This is a genomic window from Xanthomonas sp. GW, from assembly GCF_014236815.1.
Classification (GTDB): domain Bacteria; phylum Pseudomonadota; class Gammaproteobacteria; order Xanthomonadales; family Xanthomonadaceae; genus Xanthomonas_A.
Genome location: NZ_CP051189.1, coordinates 4,861,950 through 4,887,850 on the forward strand (window position 1 = coordinate 4,861,950; position 25,901 = coordinate 4,887,850).

Annotated in this window: 24 protein-coding genes, 1 pseudogene and 1 riboswitch; of the genes and pseudogenes, 7 read left to right on the forward strand and 18 right to left on the reverse strand. The window is 69.2% G+C overall.

Annotation, left to right across the window (positions count from 1 at the left end; translation table 11 throughout):
- Window positions 1–95: 95 nt before the first annotated feature.
- Window positions 96–1,349, reverse strand: a complete 1,254-nt coding sequence (locus HEP73_RS21035; protein ID WP_185821420.1) for an MFS transporter — start codon at window positions 1,347–1,349, stop codon at window positions 96–98.
- A gap of 98 nt (window positions 1,350–1,447) precedes the next feature.
- Here HEP73_RS21035 and HEP73_RS21040 point away from each other — a divergent pair, with 98 nt between their 5' ends.
- A complete protein-coding gene (locus HEP73_RS21040; protein WP_185821421.1) occupies window positions 1,448–2,353 on the forward strand; it encodes a LysR family transcriptional regulator in 906 nt (301 codons plus the stop codon).
- A gap of 109 nt (window positions 2,354–2,462) precedes the next feature.
- Here the strand turns inward: HEP73_RS21040 and HEP73_RS21045 are convergent, their stop codons facing one another.
- The 7 genes from HEP73_RS21045 to HEP73_RS21075 form a co-directional block, all read right to left on the reverse strand.
- Window positions 2,463–3,131: a VOC family protein gene (locus HEP73_RS21045; RefSeq protein ID WP_185821422.1), complete on the reverse strand. Its 669-nt coding sequence runs from the start codon at window positions 3,129–3,131 to the stop codon at window positions 2,463–2,465.
- 188 nt (window positions 3,132–3,319) lie between these two features.
- Window positions 3,320–3,652: a thioredoxin family protein gene (locus HEP73_RS21050; protein WP_185814413.1), complete on the reverse strand. Its 333-nt coding sequence runs from the start codon at window positions 3,650–3,652 to the stop codon at window positions 3,320–3,322.
- 91 nt (window positions 3,653–3,743) lie between these two features.
- Window positions 3,744–4,313 (reverse strand): flavodoxin, encoded by a 570-nt coding sequence (locus HEP73_RS21055; RefSeq protein ID WP_185821423.1) that lies wholly within the window; start codon window positions 4,311–4,313, stop codon window positions 3,744–3,746.
- A 97-nt stretch (window positions 4,314–4,410) separates the two neighbouring features.
- Entirely contained in the window at window positions 4,411–5,451 is a 1,041-nt protein-coding gene (locus tag HEP73_RS21060; RefSeq protein ID WP_185814415.1) for a ribonucleotide-diphosphate reductase subunit beta, read from the reverse strand.
- Between the two features lie 124 nt (window positions 5,452–5,575).
- Window positions 5,576–7,996, reverse strand: a complete 2,421-nt coding sequence (locus tag HEP73_RS21065; RefSeq protein ID WP_185821424.1) for a ribonucleoside-diphosphate reductase subunit alpha — start codon at window positions 7,994–7,996, stop codon at window positions 5,576–5,578.
- Between the two features lie 180 nt (window positions 7,997–8,176).
- A riboswitch (cobalamin riboswitch) is annotated at window positions 8,177–8,399 on the reverse strand.
- A gap of 329 nt (window positions 8,400–8,728) precedes the next feature.
- Window positions 8,729–9,019 carry an EF-hand domain-containing protein gene (locus HEP73_RS21070; RefSeq protein WP_221899364.1) on the reverse strand — a complete coding sequence of 97 codons (291 nt, stop codon included), beginning with the start codon at window positions 9,017–9,019 and terminating at the stop codon, window positions 8,729–8,731.
- Between the two features lie 105 nt (window positions 9,020–9,124).
- Complete coding sequence (locus HEP73_RS21075; RefSeq protein WP_185821426.1) at window positions 9,125–9,664, reverse strand: hypothetical protein; 540 nt, start codon at window positions 9,662–9,664, stop codon at window positions 9,125–9,127.
- 179 nt (window positions 9,665–9,843) lie between these two features.
- Between HEP73_RS21075 and ompR the strand changes: the two genes are divergently transcribed.
- The 3 genes from ompR (at window position 9,844) to HEP73_RS21090 (ending at window position 12,882) form a co-directional block, all read left to right on the forward strand.
- Window positions 9,844–10,566: an osmolarity response regulator transcription factor OmpR gene (ompR, locus tag HEP73_RS21080; RefSeq protein ID WP_185821427.1), complete on the forward strand. Its 723-nt coding sequence runs from the start codon at window positions 9,844–9,846 to the stop codon at window positions 10,564–10,566.
- Entirely contained in the window at window positions 10,563–11,831 is a 1,269-nt protein-coding gene (locus HEP73_RS21085; RefSeq protein WP_185821428.1) for an ATP-binding protein, read from the forward strand. Before ompR ends, HEP73_RS21085 begins: the two co-directional genes overlap by 4 nt.
- A 142-nt stretch (window positions 11,832–11,973) precedes the next feature.
- The gene (locus HEP73_RS21090; RefSeq protein WP_185821429.1) at window positions 11,974–12,882 is read left to right on the forward strand and encodes an alpha/beta hydrolase; all 909 of its coding nucleotides are present in this window, start codon (window positions 11,974–11,976) and stop codon (window positions 12,880–12,882) included.
- A gap of 33 nt (window positions 12,883–12,915) precedes the next feature.
- On the opposite strand, the gene HEP73_RS21095 is transcribed toward HEP73_RS21090, so the two are convergent.
- From HEP73_RS21095 to HEP73_RS21120, 6 genes and pseudogenes are all read right to left on the reverse strand, one after another.
- Window positions 12,916–13,686, reverse strand: coding sequence for an SIR2 family NAD-dependent protein deacylase (locus HEP73_RS21095; protein WP_185821430.1), 771 nt, complete (start codon window positions 13,684–13,686; stop codon window positions 12,916–12,918).
- Between the two features lie 1,026 nt (window positions 13,687–14,712).
- Window positions 14,713–14,948: pseudogene (locus tag HEP73_RS21100) on the reverse strand (methylcrotonoyl-CoA carboxylase); the annotation flags it as partial.
- A gap of 93 nt (window positions 14,949–15,041) precedes the next feature.
- Window positions 15,042–15,473 (reverse strand): organic hydroperoxide resistance protein, encoded by a 432-nt coding sequence (locus HEP73_RS21105; RefSeq protein ID WP_145703847.1) that lies wholly within the window; start codon window positions 15,471–15,473, stop codon window positions 15,042–15,044.
- A 111-nt stretch (window positions 15,474–15,584) separates the two neighbouring features.
- Window positions 15,585–16,052: a MarR family winged helix-turn-helix transcriptional regulator gene (locus HEP73_RS21110; RefSeq protein ID WP_185821432.1), complete on the reverse strand. Its 468-nt coding sequence runs from the start codon at window positions 16,050–16,052 to the stop codon at window positions 15,585–15,587.
- 321 nt (window positions 16,053–16,373) lie between these two features.
- On the reverse strand, window positions 16,374–17,471 hold the full coding sequence (gene zapE, locus HEP73_RS21115) for a cell division protein ZapE (protein ID WP_185823535.1): 1,098 nt from the start codon (window positions 17,469–17,471) through the stop codon (window positions 16,374–16,376).
- A 61-nt stretch (window positions 17,472–17,532) separates the two neighbouring features.
- A complete protein-coding gene (locus tag HEP73_RS21120) occupies window positions 17,533–18,198 on the reverse strand; it encodes an alpha/beta hydrolase (protein ID WP_185821433.1) in 666 nt (221 codons plus the stop codon).
- Between the two features lie 33 nt (window positions 18,199–18,231).
- Between HEP73_RS21120 and HEP73_RS21125 the strand changes: the two genes are divergently transcribed.
- A complete protein-coding gene (locus tag HEP73_RS21125; RefSeq protein WP_458309637.1) occupies window positions 18,232–19,146 on the forward strand; it encodes an EamA family transporter in 915 nt (304 codons plus the stop codon).
- A gap of 188 nt (window positions 19,147–19,334) precedes the next feature.
- Here HEP73_RS21125 and HEP73_RS21130 read toward each other — a convergent pair whose 3' ends face one another.
- Window positions 19,335–20,660, reverse strand: a complete 1,326-nt coding sequence (locus HEP73_RS21130) for a GTP-binding protein (RefSeq protein ID WP_185821435.1) — start codon at window positions 20,658–20,660, stop codon at window positions 19,335–19,337.
- A 63-nt stretch (window positions 20,661–20,723) separates the two neighbouring features.
- Here HEP73_RS21130 and HEP73_RS21135 point away from each other — a divergent pair, with 63 nt between their 5' ends.
- A complete protein-coding gene (locus HEP73_RS21135) occupies window positions 20,724–21,104 on the forward strand; it encodes a MerC domain-containing protein (protein WP_185821436.1) in 381 nt (126 codons plus the stop codon).
- Between the two features lie 201 nt (window positions 21,105–21,305).
- Here HEP73_RS21135 and HEP73_RS21140 read toward each other — a convergent pair whose 3' ends face one another.
- From HEP73_RS21140 to HEP73_RS21150, 3 genes are all read right to left on the reverse strand, one after another.
- Window positions 21,306–23,033 carry an ExeM/NucH family extracellular endonuclease gene (locus HEP73_RS21140; protein ID WP_185821437.1) on the reverse strand — a complete coding sequence of 576 codons (1,728 nt, stop codon included), beginning with the start codon at window positions 23,031–23,033 and terminating at the stop codon, window positions 21,306–21,308.
- A 93-nt stretch (window positions 23,034–23,126) separates the two neighbouring features.
- Window positions 23,127–23,645, reverse strand: a complete 519-nt coding sequence (locus HEP73_RS21145) for a c-type cytochrome (RefSeq protein ID WP_185821438.1) — start codon at window positions 23,643–23,645, stop codon at window positions 23,127–23,129.
- Window positions 23,646–23,929: 284 nt separating this feature from the next.
- Window positions 23,930–24,547, reverse strand: coding sequence for a TetR/AcrR family transcriptional regulator (locus HEP73_RS21150; RefSeq protein ID WP_185821439.1), 618 nt, complete (start codon window positions 24,545–24,547; stop codon window positions 23,930–23,932).
- A 133-nt stretch (window positions 24,548–24,680) separates the two neighbouring features.
- Between HEP73_RS21150 and HEP73_RS21155 the strand changes: the two genes are divergently transcribed.
- A complete protein-coding gene (locus tag HEP73_RS21155) occupies window positions 24,681–25,844 on the forward strand; it encodes an isovaleryl-CoA dehydrogenase (RefSeq protein ID WP_185821440.1) in 1,164 nt (387 codons plus the stop codon).
- Window positions 25,845–25,901 lie beyond the last annotated feature (57 nt).

Here is a 25,901-nt window from a genome sequence, read left to right on the forward strand (position 1 = left end):
AATGGGGAAACGGGAATCGGGAATCGAAAAGCACGGGCAATCGCCTTTGCTCTGTTCTACCGATTCCCTATTCCCCACTCCCCATTCCCCATCCGCTATTCGCCGCGCGGCGGATGCGGACCGAAGCGGCCATACGGACGGCTGTCGTCGGCGCCACGGCGCAAGACCTGCGCGGCCACCAGGGCGATGCCCAGCAACAACAGGCAGCAGCCTGCCAGCGCGTTCCAGCCGCCGTGCTGCCAGGCCGCGCCGCTGAGCGAACCGATCAGGCTGGCGCCGCTGTAATAGGCGAGCAGGTACAGCGACGCGGCATGGCCCTTGTTGCGCCCGCCGAGGCGGCCGACCCAGGCGCTGGCCGCCGAGTGCGCGATGAAGAAGCCGATGGTCAGCAGCACGATGCCGGCGATGACCACCGCCAGCACGTGCGCGATGGTCAGCGCCACGCCGAGCGCCGCCACCGCGATGCCGGCCAGCACCACCGGGCCGCGGCCGAAGCGGTCCGACGCGGCGCCGGCCACCGACGAAGACACGATGCCGAACACGTAGGCGCTGAAGATCATGCCGAGCTGACTCTGGCTGAGCCCGAATTCCGGCCCGCCCAGGCGGAAGCCGGCGTAGTTGTAGACGCTGACGAACACGCCCATCGCCAGGAACGGGATCGCGAACAGCCACGGCAGATAGCGGTCGCGTAGATGCCCGCCCCAGGCCTGCAGGTGGAAGCGCAGGTTGATGCCGCGGCGGCGCACGAAATGCCGCGAAGGTGGCAGCAGCAGCACGAAGCCGACCGCGGCCAGCAGGTCGATGGCCGAGACCGCCGCCAGCGCGGTGCGCCAGTCGAAATGATCGGTGAGCACGCTCATGCCGATGCGCCCGACCATGCCGCCGAATGCGTTGCCGGCCACGTACAGACCGGTGGCCGCGCCGAGCTTGGACGCCGGCACTTCCTCGGCCAGATACACCATCGCCACCGCCGGCACCCCGCCCAGGGCGACGCCGGACAGCGCGCGCACCACGACCAGCGCGCCCCAGTGAGGGAGACATGCAGCGACCAGATTGAGCACTGCCGCCAACGCGATCGACACGAACATCAGCCCGCGCCGGCCCAGATTCTCCGACACCGCGCCGGCGCAGAAGATCGCGATCGCCAGGCCGCCGGTGGCCAGCGACAGCGGCAGCGAACTGGTCGCCGCGTCGACTCCGAATTCGCGCGCGAACGCCGGCAGCAACGGCTGCACGCTGTACAGCAGCGAGAAGGTGGCGAAGCCGGCCAGGAACAGGGCAAGGCGGATGCGCAACAGCGGCGCATCGTCCACGGCCTGCAGCGGCGGGCATTGGCTGGAAGGGGTCACGGCGACACGGCAACGAACGAGGGCAGGGCAGTATTTGCCTGCGCCGATCCGGTGTCCAATATATGATCCAGGCATTCTCCATATCTTCTGGATATGACATGGAACTGCGCCACCTGCGCTATTTCCTGGCCGTGGCCGAGGCCGGCCACTTCACCCGCGCCGCGGCGCAGCTGGGCATCCAGCAGCCGCCGCTGAGCCAGCAGATCCGCGCGCTGGAACAGGAACTGGGCACGCCGCTGTTCGTGCGCACCCCGCGCGGCGCGGACCTCACCGAGGCCGGCCGCGCGTTCCGGGTCGAGGCCAAGCGCGTGCTCGCCGACCTGGCACGCGCCGGCGACGCCGCCCGCCGTGCCGCGCGCGGCGAGAGCGGCGTGCTGCGGCTGGGCTTCACCGCCTCGGCCGCGTTCAACCCGATCGTGCCGACGCTGGTGCGCAACTTCCGCCGTGCCTGGCCGGCGGTGGCGCTGGCGCTGGAGGAAACCAACACCGCCGGCCTGCTCGCCGCGCTGGTGCAAGGGCGCCTGGATGCGGCCTTCATCCGCTACAGCGTGGTCACGCCGCCCGAACTGCAGTTGCTGAAGTTTCCCGACGAGCCGATGAAGATCGCGGTGCCGGCCGCGCACCGCCTGGCCAAGCGCCGGCGCGCGCCGCTATCGGCGCTGGCCGGCGAACCGTTCATCCTGTTCCCGCGCAGCTTCGGCACCAGCCTGTACGACGAGATCCTCGAGGCCTGCCGCCAATCCGGCTTCGAATTGCAGATCAAGCAGGAAGCGCCGCAGATGTCGTCGATCGTGAACCTGGTCGCCGCCGAACTCGGCGTCTCGGTGGTGCCGGCCTCGACGACCCAGGTGCAGTTGCCCGGCGTGCGCTACTTGGACATCGAAGGCCGCGTCCCGATGGCGCGGCTGGCGCTGGCGGCGCTGCCGGCCACCGCGCAGGCGCTGCCGGTGGTACGCCATCTGTGGCAGCTGGCGCAGGGACATGCGGCGGGAAAGCGCGGGTAGCGGCGGATTCCGCTCCACCTGTAGGAGCGGCTTCAGCCGCGACAGGACCTGCGGGTAGGAATCTGTCGCGGCTGAAGCCGCTCCTACAGGGAAGCGTAGGCGCACTGCCTCATTGCGACACCACCTGCCATCCGGCCGCATCGCGCAACACCTGCCCGCCGCGCACGCCTTCGACGACCACCCGCACGCCCTGCGCGAACGGCAGCTGGCGCTGCTCCGGGAACCAGCGCCGCTGCGCATCGACCACGATCAACAGGCCTTCGTGATCGCCGAGCGGCGCGAACGCGTCGGATACCGGCACGAACGGCGGCAGTCCCATCCGCTCCTGCGCCGCTGCGGCGACCGCCGGCACCTGCGCAGTGGGCAATCCGATCTCGCTGATGCACAGCAGCTCGGCCGCGGAGAACGCGCCGTCGGCGATGGCGTGCGCCGGCAACGGCTTGCGCGCGATCAGTTCCAGTACCGCGCCATCGGGCCCGGCGAAATACACCGACTGCGATTGCCACGCCGCGTCGAGCGCGAAGCGCGATTCGCCCAACGGATCGCGCAGCAACGGCACGCACCGGGACAGCCATGCACAGGCGGCGTCGAAGCGGGCTGCGGGGATGTTGAACGCCAGATGCGCGCTGCCGACCGCAGCGTTGGCGGCCACCAGATCGAGCAGGCTCCAGCCGATGCGCACCTGCGTGGCCGCGACAGGGAGTTGCAGGACGTCGCGATAGAAGGCGGCGCTGGCCGCAGGATCGCTGGCGGGCAGGCTCAGGTGGGTGATGCGCATGGTGGCTCCTTGTGCGGGAGCCGCTATTGGACGACCTCAAGTGTAGTTGAGGTCAAGCACGGCGCGCAGCGTGCGGGATGTTCACGCGGACGTGCTCCTGTAGGAGCGGCTTCAGCCGCGACAGGACCTCCGGGTAGAACCTGTCGCGGCTGAAGCCGCTCCTACAGAGGCGAAGCGAGCGAGCGCGCTCAACCCAGGTGCGCGCGCACCGCTTCGTCGATCTTCGCCGGCGGCACGAAGCCCGGCACCCGCGCCACTTCCTCGCCCTGGCGGAACAGCATCAGCGTCGGCGTCTGGCGCAGGCCCTGCGCGCGGAAGAACTCCTCGCCCACGTCTTCCATCTTCACCTTCAGTAAGGTCACGCCCTGCGCGCTGTCGCCCTCGGCGAAGCGCTCCAGCGACTTGTCGAGCATGCGGCAGCCGGGGCAGTTGTCCTTGTTGAAATCGGCCAGCACGCGCGGATGCGCGGCGATGGCGTCGGCGAACTGTTCGGCGGTGGCGACGGTGATGGTGGTGAACATGGAGCGGGACCTTGTCTGATGTCGGAAGAAGCCCGGCGTGGGAAGTTGCGACGCCGGCGATGCCAGAAAAACGAATGGACGAAATGCAGCGTCAACCGCTGCCGTGCAGCGGCAACGCCATTGAGGCGAACCCGGACGCGCTGGCGGACGCGAATTCGGCAGCAGCCACCTCGGCCACAGGCGCGGCGCCGGCCGGCAGCGCGCGCGCGGTGCGCAGCGCCAGCACCTGCGCGCACCAGGCGTCGATCGCGGCGTTGTCGCGGTCGCCGTGCGGCATCTGCTCGATCTCCAGCAACGGGTAGGCGCTGCCGAAGAAACGCGCGATGCGCTTGACCGCGCCGCAGTAGTACTCCAGCCCCCACTGCGTCTCGCCGGTGCCGAACGCGGCGACCTCCACATCCTTGCCCGCCGCCTCGACCAGTTCGGAGATGTAGCGCTTCATCTCCGCCGGCGTGCGCCCGGCGTTGTCGCTCCAGCTGCCGAGCAGGTGCAGGTCGAAGTCCGCCGCGCGCGCGGCATCGCCGAGCGCGCCGTGCAGGGTCTGCAGGTCGGTATGGATCCAGGTCACCTGGTGCCCGGCCGCCTCGCACTGCGCATGCACGCGGCGGGCAACGTCGCGGGTGTTGCCGCTGAGCGAAGCGTAGGCGAGCAGGATATGCATGAGGCGGAGATTCGTGATTAGGGATTAGGGATTCGTAAAAGCTAGGTTCGACGGTGCTGTTGCGAATCCCGAATGCCCAATCCCAAATCCCGGCCCTTCAAAGATCGTCGAAGCCGTTGTCCGAGTTGGTCTTCTTGTAGCTGGCGTTGCGCATCTCGAAGAAGTCGGTCTTGGTCTCGGTGAAATTGTCCGCGTAGGCCTTGATCCACGGCATCACGTTGTCGCTGGCGTCGGTGTACAGCTTCTCGATGCCGAGCATGCCGGACATCTTGTTGGCGCGGTACTTCACGTACTGGATCATCTCGTCCACGTCGATGCCCTCGATGCCGTCCAGCACTTCGGCCGACCACTCGGTCTCCAGCCGGATCGCGTGCTCGAACGCCTGGTGCACGTAGTCGGTCAGCTCGTTGGTCTGCAGCTCGGCGTTCTCGCCGATGATGGCGCGGATCAGCTCGCTGATGAACTTGGTATGCGCCAGTTCGTCGCGGTTGATGAAGCTGATGATCTTGCCGGTGCCGGTCATGCGGTTCTGCCGCACCAGGTTGTAGAAATACGCGAATCCGGAATAGAAGTTGATGCCTTCCAGGATCGAGGACTGGATCAGCGAACGCAGCAGGGTCTCTGCGGTCTTGTCGCGCATGAAGTCGTCGTAGGCCTGCATGATCGGCTGGTTGCGCGCGATGATGGTCGGGTGCGTGCGCGCGATCTCGAACACGCGGTTCTGGTCGGCCAGCCCGGCGATGGAGGCCAGCACGTAGGAATAGCTCTCGTTGTGGATCACTTCCTGCTGGCCGATGATCGCCGCGTTGGCGTGCGCGGCCGGGTCGGTGATGTATTCGGCGACGTTGTAGATGAAGCGCGTCTGCGGCGAATCCAGCGTGGCCAGCAGGCCGATGATCGAGTCGTAGGCGTTCTTCTCGCGCGCCGACAGTTCGCCGTACTGCTTGGCGTCGCCCTTCATGTCCACCTCGTCGGGGATCCAGAAGTTGGTCGACAGCTCCTTGTACGCGCGATAGAACGACGGGTACGGGATGTCGTTCCAGTTGAGGATGCCGCTGGTGGTGCCGTTGATGATCCCGGTGGAACGGTTGGGATGCATCGGTTCGAGGATTTTGATGCGGTCGAGCGCGATGGCCATGGTCGGATTCGGTAGTGGGGTGAAGCGCGCCGGCAAGCGGCGCGGCGATGCGGGAGCGGCGCACGCGCGCATGGCGTTCCCAGGGGGAAGCCATGCGCGCGCAGGCGCCGCTACGCGGTGGCGATCAGCTCGAGCACCACTCGCATTCGCTGATGTCGATGTCGTTGGAGCGCACGTAGTAGGTGGTCTTCAGGCCTTCCTTCCACGCGGTCATGTGCAGGTCGAGCAGGGTGCTGGCGCGGATGGTGCTGGGCACGTAGAAGTTGAAGCTGATCGACTGGTCGACGTGGCGCTGGCGGCGCGCGTTCTGGCGCACGCTGGCGAACTGGTCGACCCGGTAGGCGCCCTTCTCGTAGTACGGATAGGTGTCCACGGTCAGGCCCGGGGCCACCACCGGACGGCGGAAGTCCTTCTTCTCTTCGTAGTAGAACGCGCTGTAGATCGGATCGATCGAGGCGGTGGAGCCGGCGATCTGCGCGGTGCTCATGTTCGGCGCCACCGCGATCATCCACGCGTTGCGCACACCGTTGATGCTGACCTGCGCTGCGAGCTCCTGCCACTCGGCGCTGTCGTAGCCGCGCTTGCTGAAGTACTCGCCGTTCTGCCAATCGCTACCCTTGAACACCTTGTACGCGCCCTTCTCCTTGGCCAGCGCCAGGCTCGCCTGGATGGTCAGGTAGTTGATGCGCTCGTACAGCTCGTCGCAGTAGTCCTCGGCCTGCCTGGAGTTCCACTCGATGCCCTTCTGCGCCAGCAGGTGGTGCCAGCCGAAGGTGCCCAGGCCGATCGCGCGGTACTTCTGGTTGGTGATCGTGGCCTGCGGTACCGGCAGGTCGTTGAGGTCGATGACGTTGTCGAGCATGCGCACCTGCACCCGGATCAGCCGCTCCAGCACGTCCGGCGACAGCAGGTCCGGCTGCGCGGTGACCGCGCGGCCCAGGTTCACCGAGGACAGGTTGCACACGACGAAGTCGCCGGCCTGCTTGGTGGTCACGATCTGGTCGCCGCTGATCATCTCCTGGATGACCCGGGTCGGGCTCATGTTCTGCAGGATCTCGGTGCACAGGTTGCTGGAATAGACCATGCCCTGGTGCTTGTTCGGGTTCATGCGATTGACTTCGTCGCGATAGAACATGAACGGGTTGCCGGTCTCCAGCTGGCTGACCATGATCCGCTTGAGCATGTCGATGGCCTTGACCACCTTGCGGCCGATGCGCTCGTCGGCGACCACTTCCTCGTACTTGGCGCGGAACGTGCCTTCGCCGCGCTTCTCGTCGAAGAAGTCCTGCAGGTACCAGCCCTTGACCTCCTTCACCTCGTGCGGGTCGAACAGGTACCACTCGCCGCGGCGCTCCACCGCTTCCATGAAGATGTCCGGCACGCACACCGCGGTGAACACGTCGTGCGCGCGCAGGCGCTGGTCGCCGTTGTTCAGGCGCAGGTCCAAGAACGCCTCGATGTCGCGGTGCCAGATGTCCAGGTACACGGCGATGGCGCCCTTGCGCTGGCCGAGCTGGTCCACCGACACGGCGGTGTTGTTGAGCTGCTTGATCCACGGCACCACGCCGCCGCTGGAATTCTTGACCCCGCGGATCGCCGAGCCGGACGAACGCACGTAGCCCAGGTAGGCGCCGACGCCGCCGCCGTGCTTGGACACGCGCGCCACGTCGGTGTTGGAGTCATAGATGCCCTGCAGGCTGTCGTCCACGGTGTCGATGAAGCAGCTCGACAGCTGCCCGCCGATCTTGCCGGCGTTGGCCAGCGTGGGCGTGGCTACGGTCATGAACAGGTTGGACAGCGCCCAGTAGGCCTCGCCGACCAGCTGCATGCGTCGCTCGCGTGGCTTTTCATCCTGCATCAGGTACAGCGCGATGGTCAGCCAGCGCTCCTGCGGCAGCTCGTAGACCTTGCGCGAGTTGTCGGTGGCCAGGTAGCGCGTGGCCAGCAGGTACAGGCCGTTGTAGGCGAACAGCTTGTCGCGCTCCGGGTCGATCATCTTGCCGGCTTCGGCGAGTTCGTCCTTGGAGTAGTTCTTGAGGATGTCGATCGAGTACACGCCGCGGTCGGCCAGGCTTTCCTGCAAGCCGACGTAGGAGCCGTACTTCTCGCCGGCATCGTAGAAGCGGTTCTTGCTGGCGCGCTTGTACAGGCGGTGCAGGTACAGGCGCGCGGCGAAGTACTCCCACTCCGGCGTGGCGATGTCCACGCGCGACTCGGCCTCGCGGATCAGGTAGTCGACCATCTCGTCGGCCGACAGGCTTTCCTTCTTCTCGACGAAGGCGAACGCCTTGCGCTCGTAGTCGGCCACGTCCAACTGCGGGAACTCGGCATGGATCCGGTCCAGGGTGCGCTGCAGGCGCGAACGGTCGAAGGCCATGCGGCGGTTGCCGCCGTCCTTGACGATCCAGGTCACGGCGCGCTGGTCGTTGCTCGGCTCGCTGGCGGCCGCATCGGGCTGCGCGGCAGCGGCGGAGGCGGCAGGCGTGGGATCGACATCGGCGGTGTCGAGGGGGGCTGCGGCCGGCAGGCTGTGGGTCTGGCTCATGAAGGTCTCCAAGCGTGGTGCACCTGGCTGCCCGACCCTCGCAGGCAACGCTCCGACCGGATCAGCAGGGTGGAGACGCGGTGTCGCAGAGACCGCGACGGCGCAGGCGCGAGCCTGCGGGCGGTCAACGCTTCACCGACCATCTCCCCCCGGAGATTCAACGGTCGGCGCCGCGCTGTGTGCATCGCGCGGCTGTCGGCAGGTCTTCGGGCTTATGGGCGACGGCCGATGGCCGGTTTCCTAGCCCGTCGCTTCCCAAGGCAGGGCGCCTCAGTGCGGGTGACGGGTTCGTTCCCAATTACCGCTGCGGGGCAGCGCCGGCCTGAGCGCTCGCGCGCCGCACCGGCTTCCCTTTTGATCCCGCAGCCTGGTGGCTGCTGGAACCGACCACCACAAGATAGTGGGGTCCCCGGGCGTCGTCAACGCTAAATGTAGTCATAAATTCGAAAAGCCAAGCGGGACAACCGTTTGCCGTGGCGACGCCGCAAATCCCCGCAGCGGGGCGCCGAATCGGGCCTGGAAACGGCTGGAGCGCCCATGCCGCAAGGGCCTCGGCGAGCCCGCCGGCGGCAGCCCGTGCATGGCGGTGCGCGCCGATCTGCGCCAACTGCGCGGAGCGCGGGTACCGCCACGCCGGGGGGCGGACGAACGGCAACCACGCGCGGCTCGCGCCCATGGAGCGCGAGCGGCGCCGGCCGCTGCGGGGGCTCGGATTACAGCCCCCGCGCCGGCTCAGCGCTCGCGCTGCCCGGCCTGCTGCTTGGCCTGCTGCACGGCCGCGCGCAGTTCGTCCGCCGACAGTTGGCCGTCGTGGTTGCGGTCCAGCGCGTCGAAACGCTTGGCGATGCGCGGCAGCGACGCGTCGGCTTCGCTGCGGCTGATCAGGCCATCGCCGTTGGCGTCGGCGGTCTCGAGCTTTTGCTGCAGTTTCTGCTTCTGTGCGGCGCTCGGCGCGGTCTGTGCGGCGGCGGTGCCGGCCAACAACAGGCTACACAGCAGCCCATGGGCAATGGCGGTCTTCATGGCGATTCTCGAATAAAGGATGGACGGAAAATGGCGACGTGGGCGATCGCGCCCGCGGTGGACTGGCCGCCGCGGGCGCGTGATCGCCATGCCCGGGGCAGCCGGCTACGGACGGCAGGCAACGACCTCGCCGGCGGCGTTGCTGCAGGTGCCGGTGTGGCTGACGCTGCCGTCGGCCAGCGTGGTCGAGCCCTGGTAGCTGCCGCCATTGGCGCCGGTAGCGCTGGTCTGGCGGCTGCCGGCGACGCTGCCATCGGCGCTCTTGGCGATGCTGCCGCTGCTGCTGGCGCTGCCGCCGTTGGCAGTGGTGAAGCTGGCGCTGCCCTGGCGGCCGGCGCTGCCGTCGGCGTTGCGGTAGAAGCTGCCCTGGCGCGTGGCGGAGCCGCCGTTGGCGCCGCTGGCGGTCGCGCCGCTGCTGCCCGCCGCGTTGCCCTGGCCATCGGCCTGCCATTGCCGCGCACGCGTGCGGCTGCCGTGGGCGCCGCTGGCGCTGGCGTTCACCGCGGCACTGCGGGCACCGTCCACGTGGCTGGCGGTGCGGGTACGGGTGCGTTCGCGCGCCTGCGCCTCGGGCGCCGCCAGGGCGGTCAGGCCGCCCATGGCCAGGGCGAGCAGCAGCAGCGAGTTGCGTAGCGAGAGGGTCATCGTCGTTCTCCGTGGAGCAGCGCGGGCGCTGCGGTGGAGACACGGTAGGCCGCGCGCAGGCGCAAGGTGTTGCGTTCTGGCCAGCGGATGTTTCCGCCGGCGGCGTCGGAAACATCCGCTTACACAATCCGGGCGGCGGGCGTTGCCCGGCGACCGTGGCGCAGCCGATAGTGGCGGTCATGAACGACGCCCCTGCCCGCCTGCTCCTGGTCGACGACGACGAACGTCTGCGCGAACTGCTGCGCCGCTATCTGGAAAGCCAGGACTTTTCGGTGAAGGCGGTGGCCGACGGCGCCCAGTTGCAGCAGGCGCTGGCGCGCGGCCACTACGACCTGGTGGTGCTGGACCTGATGCTGCCCGGCGAGAACGGCCTGGAGATCTGCCGGCGCCTGCGCGGCCAGGGCGACACCACGCCGATCGTGATGCTCACCGCCAAGGGCGACGAGATCGACCGCATCGTCGGCCTGGAGATCGGCGCCGACGACTACCTGCCCAAGCCGGTCAACCCGCGCGAGCTGCTGGCGCGGATCCGCGCGGTGCTGCGCCGCACCGGACCGGCCGGCGCCGGCGCGCCGCAGCCGGACGGCGGCGAGATCGGCTTCGGCCGCTTCCGCCTGCACCTGGGCCGGCGCGAACTCAGCCGCGACGGACAGCCGCTGAAGCTGACCACCGCCGAATTCGCGGTGCTGTCGGTACTGCTGCGGCATCCGCAGCAGCCGCTCAGCCGCGACCGCCTGATGAGCCTGGCGCATGGCCGCGAACACGACGCCTTCGCGCGCAGCATCGACGTCACCGTGGCGCGATTGCGCAAGCTGCTCGAAGACGACGCGCGCACGCCGCGGCTGATCCAGACCGTGTGGGGCATCGGCTACGTCTACGTGCCGCCGCAGGCCGCGCCATGAGCCGCATCCGCCGCACCGGCGATGGCTGGCCGCGCAGCCTGTTCGGGCAGCTGGCGCTGGTGATCGCGCTGGTGCTGGCCGGCGCCGGCCTGATGGCGCTGCTGCTCGGCCGCGAACTGGCGCTGCGTCCTGCCGCGCAACAGCTGCTGCGCACGCTGGACGGATTCGCCAATGTCGCCGAGGCGCTGCAGCGCTCGCCATCGGCCGCGGCGTTGGAGCCGGCCCTGCGCGAGGCCGGGCTGCAGGTCCGGCACGATCCGCCGCCGGCCGCCAAGCGCGCCGGCGTGCTGGCCGACGAAGTGCAACGGCGCGCCGCCGGTCAGCTCGGCCCGGGCCGCGAACTGCGCCGCGGCGAAGACGGTGCGATGTGGCTCAAGCTGGCCACGCCCGATCCGCTGTGGGTGGCGTTCTCCGGCGAACGCCGCGGCCATGGCGTGCGCCGCTTCTCGGTGGCGTTGCTGGCCGCCTGCGCGCTGCTGGTCTGGCTGGCCGCGGCGTATTTCGCACGGCGCCTGGTGCTGCCACTGCGGCAGCTGGCCCTGGCGGCGCCGCATATCGTGCGTGGCGACGGCGCCGTGCCGATCGCCGGCGGCGGCCCGCGCGAGGTGAACGACCTGGCGCACGCCCTGGCCGATGCCAGCGCCGACGTCCGCAACGCCGCAGCCGAGCGTAGCTTGCTGCTGGCTGGCATCTCGCACGACGTGCGCACGCCGCTGACCCGCCTGCAATACGCGCTCGCGTTGCTGCCGCAGGTGGAACCGGAGCTGCGCGACGGCATGGAGCGCGACATCGGCGAGATCGACGCGATCCTGGCGCAGTTCATCGCCTATGCCCGCGATGGCCGCGACGAGGCCAGCGCGCCGCTGGACCTGGCCGAACTGTGCCGGCATGCGCTGGGCGCGACGCGCGCGGCCTGGGAGGTCGAACTGCCGGAGCAGGCGCCGCTGTACGCCAAGCCGATGGCGCTGCAGCGCGCGCTCGGCAACCTGATCGGCAATGCCGAGCGCCACGGCGCCGCACCGTTCCAGTTGCGCCTGGCGCGGGACGGCGACGGCTGGCGCATCGAGGTGCGCGACCACGGGCCCGGGCTGGATCCGGCACTGGCCGCAAGCGCGCAGCAACCCTTCGTGCACGGCGGCCAAGGCGGCAGCGGATTGGGCCTGGCGATCGTAGAGCGCGTCGCCCGCCAGCACCACGGCGAACTGCGCCTGGACAATGTCGCCCCGCACGGGCTGCGCGCGACGCTGCGGGTGCGCGAGGCATGAGCGCCGGCGTAGTGGCGACGCCGGCCGCCATGCGTGCCGCATCAGCCGCTGCCGCGGCGTGCGCCGCGCGCGTCGCAATCGCATCGGTAACGTATCGCGCCACCCTCCCCGCCCACGCCTGCGCCCTCCAAGGACTCCGCCCATGACCTCGCTCGCCCGCATCTTGCTTGGTGTGACCCTGCTGTTGACCGCGCTGCACGCCGCAGCGCTGCATGCGCAGGATGGCCGCCTGCGCGAACGGCTTCGCGAGCGGCTGGCGCAGTCCGCTGCAGCGCCGCGCGCGCCACTGCCCGAGGGAGCGCGCATGCTGCGCGATGTCGCCTACGGCGCCGATCCAGCGCAACGTTTCGATGTCTACCTGCCCGCCAATGCCCGCAACGCGCCACTGATTGTGATGGTGCACGGCGGCGGCTGGGCGAACGGCGACAAGGACAACCCCGGCGTCGCCGCCAACAAGGTCGCGCACTGGTTGCCGCAGGGCTACGCGCTGGTCTCGGTGAACTACCGCCTGCTGCCGCAGGCCACGCCGCTGCAGCAGGCCGGCGATGTCGCCCTCGCGGTGGCCAAGGTGCAGGCGCTGGCCGCAGGCTGGGGCGCCGATGGCGCGAGGATGGTGTTGATGGGGCACTCGGCCGGCGCGCACCTGGTGGCGCTGCTGGACCTGTCGCCGACGTTGCTGGCGCAGGCCGGCGCGCACGCGCCGCTAGCCACCGTGGCCTTGGACAGCGCCGCGATGGACGTAGAACAGGTGATGCAGGCGCGGCACCTGCCGCTGTACGACCGCGCCTTCGGCAGCCAGCGCAGCGACTGGATCGCCGCCTCGCCGTATCACCAGATGGGCAGCGCCGCGCCGCCGCTGCTGGCGGTGTGTTCCAGCCGCCGCGCCGACGCCTGCGCGCAGGCCCGGCACCTGGCCGACAAGGCGACGGCGCGGCGGATTCGCGTCGAGGTGTTGCCGCAGGACCGCAGCCACGCCGAGATCAACCACGACCTGGGCCTGCCCTCGGCCTATACCGACGCGGTGGACGCGTTCCTGCGTTCGTTGCGCTGACTGCTTGCCGGCGCGGATCGCCTGCGCCTGGCCTCAGCCCGCCGGCCAGCGCTGCAACAACAGCGGCAAGGCCACCGCTGCGCTGTCGCGCCAGTGCAGGTCGGCGCGCGAGGACAGGCCGCTGGGCTCGGGATTGATTTCGACCACGTAGGCGCCGCGCTCCTTAGCGCGTAGCGGCAGCCCGGCCGCCGGATAGACCAGGCCGGAACTGCCGATCACCAGCACCAGGTCGGCCGCATCGGCAGCGCTCTCGGCACGCGCCCAGTCGGCGGCCGGCAGCGCCTCGCCGAACCACACCACACCTGGGCGCACGGCGCCGCCGCAGGCCGCGCACACCGGCGGCGACAGGCGCTGGGTCGGCGCCTGTACGTCGATCGGCGGCAGCAGGCCGTGCCAGGTCTGCCCGCAGTCGCCGCAGCGCAACGCCGACAGGCGCCCATGCACATGCGCGGCGACCTCGCTGCCGGCGCGCTGGTGCAGGTCGTCCACGTTCTGGGTCGCCAGGGTGGCGCTCTTCAGTCCGGCCAGGCGCACCAGCGCGTGGTGTCCGGCGTGCGGTTGCGCCTGGGCGACGATCGCCATGCGCCAGCGGTACCAACCCCAGACCAGCGCGGGGTCCGCGCGCCACGCCTCCTCGGTGGCCAGCTGCTGCGGATCGAAGCGCGCCCACAGGCTGTCGTCCTGTCCACGGAAGGTCGGCACGCCGCTCTCGGCGGACATGCCCGCGCCGGTGAGGACCAGCAGGCGGCGCGCGCCCTGGATGAAGGCGGCAACGGTATCGGCGTTGTAGGCGGAGCTGAGCATGGCGCACGTAAAGTGATGGTCTTCGCACTATTACATTGACCCAGTTCCATCTCAATCTGCAGCACAGCAATGCCGCCGTGGCTGTGCGTGCGGCAAAAGTCTCGTACGAAGGCGATGCGATCGCTGTCGCCAGACCGCCGGGCCACTGCCGTCGGCGCTGTCATCGTCATCGCGTGAGACGTTGCTGTTGCTCTGGCTGGTGCTCTGGCTGTTGCTGTTGCTTTTGCTTTGCTGTTGCTCTGGCTCTGGCTCTGGCTCTGGCTCTGGCTGTGGCTGTTGCTGTTGCTTTTGCTTTGCTGTTGCTCTGGCTCTGGCTCTGGCTGTGGCTGTGGCTGTGGCTTTTGACCTACCGGTTCCCTTCCGAAGCGGCGGCCATGGCGGGGAAAAACCCGAAGGGCGGCGCACAAGGATGTGCGCCGTTCGCGGCAGGGGCAGGATGCCCCTTCCGCGAATCCCCGTTATGGACGCGGACCCGGAGCGCGCAGCGCGGAGGGCGCTAGGCAGGGCGCGCTTTCTTTTGGTTACTTTTCTTTGCGCGAGCAAAGAAAAGTGACTCGCCGCAAGGCGAAAGCTTTGCCCTTGCCTTGGTTCTGGCATTGAGATTTTGAAGCTTTGGAGCTTGGAGCTTTGGAGCTTTGGAGCTTCAAGCTTTAAAGCTTGAAGCTTTGAAGCAAGAGCAACAGCTTCCGCTAGCGCGGGTCACTTTTCTTTGCTTGTGCAAAGAAAAGTAACCAAAAGAAAACACACCCCGCAGCGCGCCCTCCGCGCTACGCGCTCCGGGTCCGCAGCCCCAACGGGCATTTTTCGATGGCACATCCATGTGCCAACGAAAAACGTCGCGCATCCTGCGCGCCGCCCTTCGGGTATTCGCCCGCCGGGTCTGCCGCGCTGAGGGGACCCGGTAGATCAAAAGCAAAGCAAAGACGACAGCAAAAGCGGAAGCAGAAGCAACAACGGAGCTGGCAGCTACGGTCGGTGGGATGGCCAACGATCGCCGCGCGTTCAAAGCAGAGCGATCGCGCTCGCTCACATCCGGAATACCCCGAACCGGATCGTGGCCGGTCCGTTCAGCGCTGCCGGCAACCCAATTCCAGTAACCGCTACGTTTGCACCGGATCGATAGCGACGTCGTCGCAAAACCGCACGCTCGCGTAGTACGGATGACCCCGTTGTTCGAATTGTTCGCGGATCGGCGTCTTGAAGGTCGTCTCGTTCTCGGCAGACCAACTACCGCCCTTGCTCTCGATGGCGGCGTAGCGCATGCGCCGTCATGGCTCGGGCCACCGCCGTATCGCAGACAGCAAAAAACCCCGCCGCGCAGTCGCGCGACAGGGTCTTCGGACAAGCCGCATCGATCAGTCGAGGACGACCAGATTCACGTCGATGTTGCCGCGGGTCGCGTTGGAGTACGGGCAGACCTGGTGCGCCTTGTCGACCAGCGCCTGCAGCTCCTCGCGCGGCATGCCCGGCACCGCGATGCGCAGCTCCACCGCGATACCGAAGCCGCCCGGGATCTGGCCGATGCCGACGCTGCCTTCGATGCTGACCTCGCCCGGCAACTTCTGCTTGTCCTGCGCCGCGACCGCCTTCATCGCGCCGATGAAGCAGGCCGAATAGCCGGCTGCGAACAGCTGCTCCGGATTGGTGCCGTCGCCGCCGGCGCCGCCGAGCTCGCGCGGAGTGGACAGCTTCACGTCCAGCGCCTTGTCGGAGGACACGGCGCGGCCTTCACGGCCGCCGGTCGCGGTGGCGTGGGCGGTGTAGAGGATCTTTTCGGGTGAGGCCATGGTGGTTGCTCCTGGTGAGGCGCGTCGCGCCGGTTGATTGACAGCTATTTAATAGCACACTACTTAATTAACGAAACGTCATGCTCCGATGTCGGCTGCGTGGCGACGGCATCAGCCGCCGCCCAGGTTGCCGCGCAAGGTTTCCAGTTGCTGCTTGAGTTGGCGCAGGTCCTGCAGCGAGCACGCCGCCGCGCAGAACACCTGCTCGGGCACCGCGCCGGCCTTGTTGCGCAACGCGCGGCCGGCCGCGGTCAGGCGCACCACGACCTGGCGTTCGTCGTCGGCCGAGCGTTCGCGCGTGACCAGGCCGCTGGCCTGCAGGCGCTTCAGCAGCGGCGTCAGCGTGGCCGAATCCAGGAATAGGCGCTCGCCGATCGCTCCAACCGTGCGCGCATCCCCTTCCCACAGCACCAGCATCACCAGGTACTGCGGATAGGTCAGGTCCAGCGTCTTCAGCAGGCCGCGGTAGAGCTTGTGCATCGCCAGGTTGGCCGAGTACAGCGCGAAGCACAGCTGCTGATCCAGTTGCAGCGCCGCGTCGCGGCTGGGGATCTCGGCAGGGGTGCGCTTCTTCGGCATGGATGCAATTTACATAGCGCGCTATTTAATTGCAAGCACTTTTCCAAATCGAACCGGTCGGCATATACGCCATTTCGCTCGTTGCGGCCGTCGCGTCGGCCCAGACCGGAATACGGCGCCTGCCGGCCGCATTGCTCCGTTCGTCGCGGCTGAAGCCGCTCCTACAGTGCACCCAGTCAGCCAGCCGCAGTTTCTGTAGGAGCGGCTTCAGCCGCGACGAACGAAGCGACATGTGTTCCGTGTACACGACACTTCCGGGCCGATACTCCGCGGCAAAGCGCAATCCGACCTCGCCAGAGCATGTCGGCCCACACATCACCCTCAGGCGCGGTGTGCGGTAGCCAGGTACTCGGCGCTCTGCATCTCGATCAGGCGCGAGGCGGTGCGCTCGAACGCGCCGGCCAGGCGCTCGCCGCTGTACAGCTGCGGCGGCGGATCCTGCGCGGTGCAGACCAGGTTGACCTGGCGGTCGTACAGTTCGTCGATCAGGTTGACGAAACGCCGCGCCGCGTCTTCGTTCATGCGGTCGAAGTGCGGGATGCCGCCGAGCAGCACGGTGTTGAATTCGCGTGCGATCTCGATGTAGTCGGCCGGTCCGCGCGGGCCTTCGCACAGCGCGGCGAAATCGAACCAGGCGATGCTCTTGCCGCGGCCGCGCACCGGGATCTTGCGCGCCTCGATGACGATGTTGCCGCTGCGTGCGGCTTCATTCCCGCTGAGTTCGCCCCAGCGTCCGTCCAGCCACGCGTCTGACTGCGCGTCCAACGGCGCGCGGTACACCGGCGAGCGGGTCAGCGCACGCATGCGGTAGTCCTCGGTGCCTTCGGCGTACAGCTCCACGCAGTACTTCTGCAGCAGCGCGATCGCCGGCAGGAAGCTCTCGCGCTGCAGGCCGTTGAGGTACAGGTTCTGCGGCGCGGTGTTGGAGGTGGTGACCAAGGTCACGCCCTCGGCGAACAGGCGCTCCAGCAACCGCGCCAGCAACATCGCATCGCCGATGTCGGTGACGAAGAATTCGTCCAGCACCAGCACGCGCAATTGCGTGCGCCATTCCTGCGCGATCTTGGCCAGCGGATCGCTCTGCCCGGCGTGTTCGCGCAGGCGCTCGTGCACGCCGCGCATGAAACGGTGGAAGTGGGTACGGTACTTCTGCTCGATGGGCAGGCCGTCGTAGAACAGATCGACCAGGAAGGTCTTGCCGCGGCCTACGCCGCCCCAGAAATACAGGCCGCGCACCGGCTCGGGCTTCTTCCAGAACGCAGCCAGGCGATCCAGCCAGCCGTCCTGGTCGCTGTCCACGATCGCGGCGTGGATGCGGTCCAGTTCGGCCAGCGCGGCGTGCTGCGCCGGGTCGTCGCGCCAGTCGCCGCGCGCCACGCCGGCGGCGTAGCGTTGCGAAGGCGTGGCGGCGGCGCTCATCGGCGCGCGCCCGCGCAGCGCCCTGCCTGCGGCCATGCGGCCGCCTGACCACGCTCCGCGCTCACGCCTGTTTCGCCGGCAGCCATGCCTTGACCCCGTGCTGCAAGGCGCCGCGCAGGTCGATCAGCTTGCGGTGGAAGAAATGGCTGGTGTCGGGCATGCGCACCAGTTCGGGCTGCTGCTCCAGCGTCTCCAGCCAATCGTAGACGGCCTGCGGATCGACGATCTCGTCGGCGTCGCCCTGGATCACCAGCCACTGCGGCGGCGGTTCCACGCCGGCGAAGTCCCAGCGCCCGGCCGGCGGCGCGATCGACACCAGCGCCTGCGGCTGCAGCGCGGCGCTGGCGCGCAACGACACGTAGGCGCCGAAGCTGAAACCGGCCAGCCACAGCGCATCGTGCGGGCGTTGCGCGCGCACCCACGCCGCCACCGCGGCCAGGTCCTGTTGTTCGCCGTCGCCATGGTCGAAGCTGCCGGCGGAGGCGCCGACGCTGCGGAAGTTGAAACGCACCACGTGCACGCCGAGTTCGCGCAGCGCGCGCGCGACCATCGTCACCACCTTGTTGTGCATGGTGCCGCCCTCGGTGGACAGCGGGTGGCAGACGATCGCGGTGACCGGCAAGGCGGCCGTCTCGGCATCGGGCAGATCGACCGCGGCCTCGAGCTGGCCGGCGGGGCCGTCCAGCGTCAACGCGCCGGATTCGGTAGGGAAAGCGGGAGAGGTCATTCGCTCATAATAGCGGGGCTGGGTGCAGGCCACATGCAGGCCAGGCGCACGCAGCGTTCTCTTCCCCGACCGGATCCCTTGCGCGTGGCGTTCGTTCTTCTGAGTGTGATGTGCAGCGTGCTGGTCTCCGCATTGCTGAAGCTGGCGCCGCAGCGGCGCATCGACCTGGCCCAGGCGGTGACCTGGAACTACCTGGCGGCGGCGTTGCTGTGCGCGGCGCTGCTGCATCCGCCCTTGGCCACGCTGCGCAGCGCGCAGGCGCCGTGGGCGGCGCTGCTCGGGCTGGCGCTGCTGCTGCCGGCGCTGTTCCTGGTGCTGGGCCGCGCGGTGGCGCTGGCCGGCATCGTGCGCACCGACGCGGCGCAGCGGTTGTCGCTGCTGCTGTCGCTGGCGGCCGCCTTCGCGCTGTTCGGCGAGCGCGCCAACGGCTACAAACTGGCCGGGCTGGCGCTGGGCCTGCTGGCCATCGCCGGCATCGTGCACCGGCCCGGACCGACGCCGGCCGGCGCTGCGCGCGCCGCGCCCTGGCTGCTGCTGGTGTGGGCCGGCTTCGCTGCGATCGACGTGCTGCTCAAACGCATCGCCCAGGCAGGCACGCCGTTCGCCGCCTCGCTGCTGGTCGCCTTCGCGATCGCCTTCGTGCTGCTGCTCGGCGTGCAACTGTGGCGGCACCTGCGCGGCAGCGTGCCGCTGGCCTGGCGCAACGCGGGCGCCGGCCTGCTGCTGGGCACGCTCAACTTCGGCAACATCGCGTTCTACGTGCGCGCGCACCAGGCGCTGCCGGACAGCCCCGCGATGGTGTTCGCGGCGATGAACCTGGGCGTGATCGTGCTGGGCGCGCTGCTCGGCGTGCTGGCCTTCGGCGAGAAGACCAGCGCCTGGAACCGTATGGGTCTGTTGGCGGCGCTGCTGGCGATCGTGCTGATCGCGGTTGGTGCGCGCGGTTAGCAGTGGTATGTGCGTCCATGGGTTCTGTAGCGGCTGAAGCCTCTCCTACAGTGCACCCATCCGGCGCCCGGCCCCCTGTAGGAGCGGCTTCAGCCGCGACAAACGAAGCGCGGGGACCTGCGTGTGGGGATGGTTCTTAGCCAATGAACAGCAAGCGAACCAGAAACGCCGACAGCCCCAGCAATCCCTCAGCGCCGCCACACCGGGAACGGATCGGCCAGCGCCTGCCAGGCCGCCGGCCCGCGCCCCAGTTCCGCGTCGTCGAGCAGGCAGGCGTCGAGTTCGGCGCGCACCCGCGCCTCGTCCAGGTCGACGCCGATCACCGCCAGCTCCTGGCGGCGGTCGCCCCACAGCGGGTGCCACAGCGCGCGCAGCGCCGCGTATTCGCGCGCATCGCCCACCTCATCGGCACGCGGCGGCGGCGCGCTCCAGCACGCGCTGTGCTGCCGCTGCCAGCCCAACTCGGTGTAGGGCAGCGGTCGTGGCGGCAGCGGCAGCGGCGTGTCCAGCAAGCCTTGCTCCACACGTTCGCGCGCGGCGTACCAGAAGCCGGCGGCATTGGTCTGGGTGGCCGCGCCGGCGATCGACAGTTCGCCGACCCAGTCCATGCGGCTGGCCAGCCAGAAAAAGCCCTTGCTGCGGACCACGTCGCGCAGGCCGTTCTGCGCCAGCCGCGCGAAACGCAACGGATGGAATGGGCGCTGCGCGCGGTAGACGAAGCTGCCGATGCCGAACTGCTCGGTTTCCGGCGCGTGCTCGCCGCGCAATGCCTGCATCCAGCCCGGCGCCAGCTGCGCGCGCACGAAATCGAAACGGCCGGTATCCAGCACCAGGTCCAATGGCACGTCGCCGTGGCTGGCTTCGACGATGCGCGCCTCGCGATTGAGCGCGCGCAGCACCGCGCGCGTGCGCGCCACCGTGCCCGCGGTGGCCAGATCGCATTTGCCGATCACGATCACGTCGGCGAATTCGATCTGCTCCACCAGCAGGTTGACCAGGCCGCGATCGTCATCGTCGCCGGCCTGCAGGCCACGTTCGGCCAGGCGTTCGGCAGAGCCGAAATCGCGCAGGAAACTCACTCCATCGACCACGGTGAGCATTGTGTCCAGCCGCGCCACGTCGGCCAGGCTGCGGCCGTGTTCGTCGCGCACCGCAAACGTGGCGGCGACCGGCATCGGCTCGGAGATGCCGGTGGATTCGATCAACAGGTAATCGTAGCGGCCGCTGTCGGCCAGGCGCTGCACTTCCTGGCGCAGGTCCTCGCGCAGCGTGCAGCAGATGCAGCCGTTGCTGAACTCGACCAGGGTTTCCTCGGTGCGGCTGAGCGCGGCGCCGCCGTCGCGGATCAGCGCCGCGTCGATGTTGATCTCGCTCATGTCGTTGACGATCACCGCCACGCGGCGGCCGTCGCGATTGCGCAGCACGCGGTTGAGCAAGGTGGTCTTGCCGGCGCCGAGGAAGCCGGACAGGACGGTGACGGGGAGGCGGCGGTCGAGCACGGCGGGCGTTGGCATGGCGGCTTGGACGTGGCGGGAGAAATGTTACTATATAACACTTCAATGCCGGAATCGCCGCCCATGAAATCCCTGCCCCAGCCGTTCTTCGATGCCTCCGCCGTACTCCTGTCCGGGCTATGCCTGCTGCATTGCCTGGCGCTGCCGCTGCTGGCCGCGGCCCTGCCGCTGTTCGGCGCGTGGGCGCAGGCCGAGTGGGTGCATGGGCTGTTCGTGGCGATCGCGCTGCCGCTGGCCGGGCTGGCGCTATGGCGCGCGCAGCGGCAGCGCCCGCTGCCGTGGCCGCTGTGGACGATGGCCGTGCTGGGTCTGTGCGGCCTGCTGGCCGGCGCGATCGGATTTCCCAGCGCGCAGGCCGAAACCCCTGTCACCGTGGCCGGCAGCCTGCTGCTGGCGAGCGCGCACCTGTGGAACTGGCGGCGCAATGGGCATCGGCATGGGTAGCGGGGATTCGTAATTCGGGATTGGGGATTCGCAAAAGCTGGGATTCGCGATCTGGAAGACCGCGGCTCTCCTTGCGCATCAGGACACCGATCAGCAGCGCCATCCGCTATTCCGAGCGGCGAATTAAACGCAACCGCGCTCGGCGCAGATCGCGGCCCTCCGCTTCAACGAATCCCAATCCCAAATCCCAAATCCCGGCTCTCAAAGCTCAAAGCCGAGCAGCAGCGGGTCGTGATCGGAGCTGCGCCACGGGCCCGGCAGGTTGCGTTCGCGGTAGCCGTCGGCGTCGGGCGAATCGGCGTTGACGTGCCATTCGGCGGCGCCGCGCAGCAGCGGTGCCAGTGCCGGACTCAGCAGGGCGTGGTCCAGGCGGCCGCTCAGGCCCCTGTAGATGAAGCTGTAGGGCTGTTCGACGTGCGCCTGCGCCAGCGCATCGCCCCAGCCGGCGTCGCGCAGCAGGCGCAGCGGGTCTTCCATGGCGTAGGCGTTGAAGTCGCCGAGCAGCACGCTGGTGGTGCTGCCGCTGCCGGTGGGATCGGTACGCAGCCACGCATCCAGGCGCCGCGCCGATTCGGTGCGGGTGGCGTTCCAGCAGCCCTGGCCGTCGCCGCGGTCGGCATCGTCGGCGGCCGCGTCGCCGCAGCCCTTGGACTTGAAGTGATTGGCCACGACCACGAACGGCTGCCCGTTGCCGCGCCGGAACGCCTGCGCCAGCGGCACCCGGCTGTGCGCGGCGAACGGGCCGCCTTCCAGCACCGCCGGCTTGCCGACCGGGCTGACCCGCGAGGCGCGGTAGATCAGGCCGACCCGGATCGGGTTGTCGCCCGGGCCGCGCCCGGCGTCGACGAAACGCCAGTCGCCGCCATCGCCGGCATTGAGCGCGGTCACCAGCGTGGCGATCGCCGAGGTCGGCCCGTAGCCGTCGTTCTCCAGTTCCATCAGCGCGGCGACGTCGGCCTGCAGCGGACGGATGGTGGCGACCAGCTTGGCCAGCTGCGCCTGGAATTCGGCGGCAGTGCGCGCGCCGCGCAGGGTCGGGAAGCCGCCGCCGCGGCCGTCGCCATTGAAGAAGTTCTCCAGGTTGAACGCGGCCACGCGCAGCGTGCCGGCGACCTGCGGCGGCGCCGGTGCCGGCGGCGGAGTCAGTTGCAACGGCGCGGTCGGATACAGCCGCGCCGCGCCCTCGACCACGCCGCCGACGATGCCTTCCACACCCTGCAGCGTGGTGCCGGCGCGCGGCGCTACGGCGGCTTCGCCGCTGCCCAGGTAGGCAGGCAGGCTGTCGGGCGCATGCGCGCCGGCTTCGCCCAGCAGCAGCAAACGCCGCGCGTTGTCGGCGTTCGCCGCGGCCAGTTCGGCGCTGCCCGGCGCGGCGATTTCGGAGGGTTGCCACAGGCGTCCGCCGAAGGCGACGCCGAGTTCGCCGGCCTTGGCCAGCGCATCGGTATCGACCACGGTCAGCGGCGCATCGATGCGCACGCGCATGCCGGCCAGCGCCGACCAGTCGGCCGGTGCGGCGTCGAGCACCTGCAGCGGCAGCGGCTGCGCGCGCGCCAGCACGGTGTGCCCGGCGGCGCGCACGCTGCGCCCGGCGAACGGCGTGCCGGCCGACGCCAGGCTGGCCGCGCGCCGCGGCGCCAGTTCGCCCCAGACCCGCACCCGGTCGCCCGGGACCAGCGTGGCGTCGGCATCACCCTGCACCAGCAGCGCGTCGGCGGTGAGCGGATCGCCATCGCCGGCGTCCTGCACCAGATAGGCGTCGCCGCCGGCCTGCACGCGCGCGGTGACCACGCCTTCGAACACCACGCCCTGTGCGCCGTCGGCCGGCCGCAGCTGCCCGATCGGGAGGGTCTGCGGCGGCGTCAACGCAAGTGCGGCAGGCGCGGCGGCCACAAGCAGCAACGACAACATCGGGGGCAACAGGCGCATACGATCACTCTCCTTAGCTCGCCGGCACACGCCGGCATCGAATACGAACGCGCCGCCCGGAGGCGGCGCTGGAAAAACCCGCAGGCTGCGGGGTTACTTCAGGTTCGACAGCATCCAATCGACCGTGGCGTGGATCTGCGCCTCGCTGAGCGCCGGATTGCCGCCCTTGGGCGGCATGATCCCGCCATCGGGGCCGGTGTAGCCCTCGATCGCGTGCTTGTACAGCGTGTCCTTGCCTTGCGCGATGCGCGCATCCCAGTGCGCATGGTCCAGGGTCGGCGCCTTGCCGACACCAGTGGTGTGGCAGGCGGTGCACAGGTTATTGAAGATCACCTTGCCGTCGGTGGTGCCGCCGTAGGCGACCTGCGCCGAGGCCTTGGCCAGCGCCGCCGCCTGCGCGGCGGCCTGCGCCGCAGCGCCGGTACTGCCGGCATACACCGCGCCCGCCGGCGCGATGCGTTCCTCGGTGCGCTTGAGCGCCACCGGCGACACCTCGGGCGGGATCGCCCGCTGCAAATAGGCCGCGAACGCGATCAGACCGAGGGTGATGACGGCCAACAGGCCGATCACCATCGAGAACCGCTTGAGAAATTCGAGGTCGTAATTCCGCACATCACACCCCTTTGGCACGTGGTGACCGGACCACCGCTACGCGGCCGAGTATAGCCAGCGTTTGCCGCGCACGGCAGTCCGGCGATGCGGCCAATCGCAGACGATGCGTGCTGCATCGCAGCAGTTTTGCCCCCAAGCAGGGACACGGCTTGGGTATTACGGCTGTGCAGGTGTTTTGACTGTGGCATGCCAAGGCGACCGAAGCGCTGCCGCCACCGTCCCTCTGCGCGCATTCGCTTGCTGCCTGAGGCCGCACTGCGCAGAGGTGGCCCCCGCAAAACTTCTTATCCCGCCTGCGCGCTGCCGACCGCGCGCAGGCAGAAACCGCACACCGCCTCGACCAGGCGGTCGCTGTCGCGCGGGCCGTCGCGGCTGGGCGCGGTCGGGCCGACCAGGGCTTCGGTGTAGGCGCCGACCAGGCAGGCCGCGGCCGCGTCCAGGTCCTGCGCCGGGAATTCGCCCGCGGCCACACCGTCGGCGAGGATGCCCTTGAACAGATCGCCGAACAGGCGCCGGCAGCGGATGCGCTCGGCATCCACCTCCGGCTCCACCGGCTCGGCGATGAAGGCATAGGCCAATCCCGGCCCGGCCAGCGCGCGGCGCACGAACGAGGCGATCGCCGCGCGCAGGCGCTGCGTCGCCGGCGCCGGTTCGGCGGCGATGCCGCGCAGGATCGCCAGTTCGTAGTCCACCGCCGCGGTCAGCACTTCCACGAACAGCTCGGCCTTGGACGGGAAGTGGCGGTAGATCAGCCCGGTGGACACCCCCGCCTCGGCCGCCACCGCGGTCACCGGCGCGCCGCGGAAGCCGCCGGCCGCAACCAGCCGCCGCGCCGCCAGCAGGATCCGCTGGCGGTTGCCGGCAAGGCGTTCTTCCATCAGCGCGGAGCGTTTGTAGGCCATGGGGTGATTCTAGGTTCAATTAATGAATTATTGTTCACTTCTTCGCCGTTCCCGGCTACGCTGGCGTCCATTCCCCGGCGCCGCCTGGATTCTAGGCGCCCCGTCTGCCGCACGCCTGCCTCCGGAGCCCGCCATGCTGATGCCGTCGTTGAATTTCGAACTGGGCGAGGACATCGACCTGCTGCGCGACACGGTGGCCGCCTTCGCCGCGCGCGAGATCGCGCCGCTGGCCGAACAGGCCGATCGCGACAACGCCTTCCCCGCGCCACTGTGGCGCAAGCTCGGCGAGCAGGGCCTGCTCGGGTTGACCGTGGAGGAGGAGTACGGCGGCAGCGCGATGGGCTACCTGGCGCACGTGGTGGCGATGGAGGAGATCTCGCGCGCCTCCGGCGCGATCGGCCTGTCCTACGGCGCGCATTCGAACCTGTGCGTGAACCAGCTGCGCAAGAACGGCAGCGACGCGCAGAAGGCGCGCTACCTGCCCAAGCTGTGCAGCGGCGAGCATGTCGGCGCGCTGGCGATGAGCGAGCCGGGCGCCGGTTCGGACGTGGTGTCGATGAAGCTGCGCGCCGAGTTGCGCGGCGATCGCTACGTGCTCAACGGCAACAAGATGTGGATCACCAACGGCCCCGATGCCGACGTACTGGTGGTCTACGCCAAGACCGACCCGGCCGGCGGCGCGCGCGGCATCACCGCGTTCCTGGTCGAGAAGGGCATGCCCGGCTTCAGCACCGCGCAGAAGCTGGACAAGCTCGGCATGCGCGGCTCCAACACCTGCGAGCTTGTGTTCCAGGAGTGCGAGGTGCCGGTGGAGAACGTGCTGGGCAGCGTTGGCGGCGGCGTGCGCGTGCTGATGTCGGGCCTGGACTACGAGCGGCTGGTGCTGTCCGGCGGCCCGCTGGGGCTGATGGCCGCGGCGATGGACGTGGTGATGCCGTACGTGCACGAACGCCGCCAGTTCGGCGAGGCGATCGGCAGCTTCCAGCTGATGCAGGGCAAGCTGGCCGACATGTACGTGGGCCTCAACGCCTGCCGCGCCTATGTGTATGCGGTGGCGCGCGCCTGCGACGCCGGACGCACCACCCGCCAGGACGCCGCCGGCGCGATCCTGTACGCGGCCGAGAAGGCGACCTGGCTCACCGGCCAGGCGATCCAGGTGCTCGGCGGCAACGGCTACATCAACGACTACCCGACCGGGCGCCTGTGGCGCGACGCCAAGCTGTACGAGATCGGCGCCGGCACCTCGGAAATCCGGCGCATGCTGATCGGCCGCGAGCTGTTCGAGCGGACCAAGTGATGCGCTTCGTGTAGGAGCGGCTCTACGTGGCCTCGGGCCATCGGCCGCGACACGCTC